General features: G+C 67.9%; 2 protein-coding genes. One reads left to right on the forward strand and one right to left on the reverse strand.

The features are described from left to right. Positions 1-673: DUF1684 domain-containing protein (locus tag LQV45_RS30965; protein ID WP_230011128.1), on the forward strand; the 673-nt coding region annotated here is incomplete at its 5' end. A gap of 27 nt (positions 674-700) precedes the next feature. Here the strand turns inward: LQV45_RS30965 and LQV45_RS30970 are convergent. Continuing rightward, positions 701-1,614 (reverse strand): acyl-CoA dehydrogenase family protein (locus tag LQV45_RS30970; RefSeq protein ID WP_230011131.1); only part of this gene is annotated, 914 nt, incomplete at its 5' end.

Below are 1,614 nucleotides of genomic sequence, written 5' to 3' on the forward strand. Positions count from 1 at the left end.
CCTCTGGTCCACGGACGGCACTGCGGCGTTCCTCACGGCCGTCGCGTCGGACGGCCTGACCCTCGTCGAAACCGGCGAACCCGTGGACGGGACCATCAGCGCTGTGCTCGCCGACGAGGAATCACTGATGTGGGTCCGGTACGGCGGCGACGACGGCCGCCAGGTGGTGGTGGAGCTCGCCATGCGGGCGGACAAGTACGCCATCCGCACCCGCGACTCCCAGTCGCCGGTGTTCACGGAGTTCGATGGCGTGCCCACCTTCGGCTTCCGCCCGGACCTGGTCATCGAGGCCCGGTTCGTGCCCTACCCCGAGCCTGTGGATGTCCCGATCGGCACGGCCAACCCGCTCGTGGACGGGGTCCACCGCTCGGTCGGCGAGCTGGTCTTCCGGCTTCCCGGCGCGGACCACGAGATCCACCTGCAGGCCGAGGAGGAGAAGCTCGGCGCCCTGACGGTGACGTTCCACGACGAGACCAACGGGGAAAGTACGGACGAGTGGCGGAAGGTGTCCACCGCAAAACCCCGCCCGGACAATACCGTGGTCCTGGACTTTAACCGGGCCATCAACTACCCCAGCGCCTTCACCCCGTACGGCACCTGCCCCATGCCGGTGCGGAACAACAGCCTGGACGTGAAGATCGAGGCCGGCGAGAAGGAACCCGGCCTCTTCTAAACGGCTCGAAACGGTCAAAGCCGTCTTCTAGACGATCGCGGACACCCCGGTGACGGCGCGGCCCGTGATCAGGGTGTTGATCTCGAACGAGCCCTCGTAGGTGTAGATCGCCTCGGCGTCGGAGAAGATCTTGGCCATCCGGTAGTCGGTGACGATCCCGTTGCCGCCCAGCAGGGACCGGCCCATCGCGACGGTTTCGCGCATCCGGGCGCTGACATAGGACTTGGCGAGGGCCACCTGCGGCATGTCCGCGGCGCCGGCGTCCTGCAGCTGGGCGATCCGGACCATCATGCCCATGCTGGCCACGGCGTTGCCGAGCATGGTGACCAGCTGCTGCTGGACCAGCTGGAACTTTGCCAGCGGGCGGCCGAACTGCTGGCGTTCGACGGCGTACTGCCGGGCGACGTCGAACGCCGCGAGCTGCTGCCCCACACCTTGCCAGGCCACCATGATCCGGGAACCGCGCAGGAGCTCGTTGGTGTCCTCGAAGCTGCTGATTCCGGCGAAGCGGTCCGTTTCGGCCACCCGGACGTCGGTGAAGACGATGTCCGCGTTCTGCACCGTGCGCAGGGCAATCTTGTTCTCGATCCGGCTACGGCTCACGCCCGGCAAGGTGGCGTCGACGATGAAGCCGCGGATGCCGCCGTCGGCCTCGTCCCGGGCCCAGACCAGCATGTAGTCGCAAAACGTGCCGTTGCCGATCCAGCGCTTGGCGCCGTTGAGCACCCAGATGTCGCCGCCGCCGGCCGCGCCGCCGGGGACCCGGCGGGCCCGGGTTTCCATGCCGCCGGCAACGTCCGAGCCGTGGTCCGGTTCTGTGAGGGCAAAGGCACCGGTGGTGCGCAGGCTTGCCGCGTCCTCGAGCAGGCGCGCCTTCTGCTCCTCGGAGCCGAAGCCGTAGAGAGACTCCACGAAGAGGTCATGGTGGACCAGGAAGAAGG

It is taken from the genome of Microbacterium sp. Bi128, assembly GCF_918698205.1.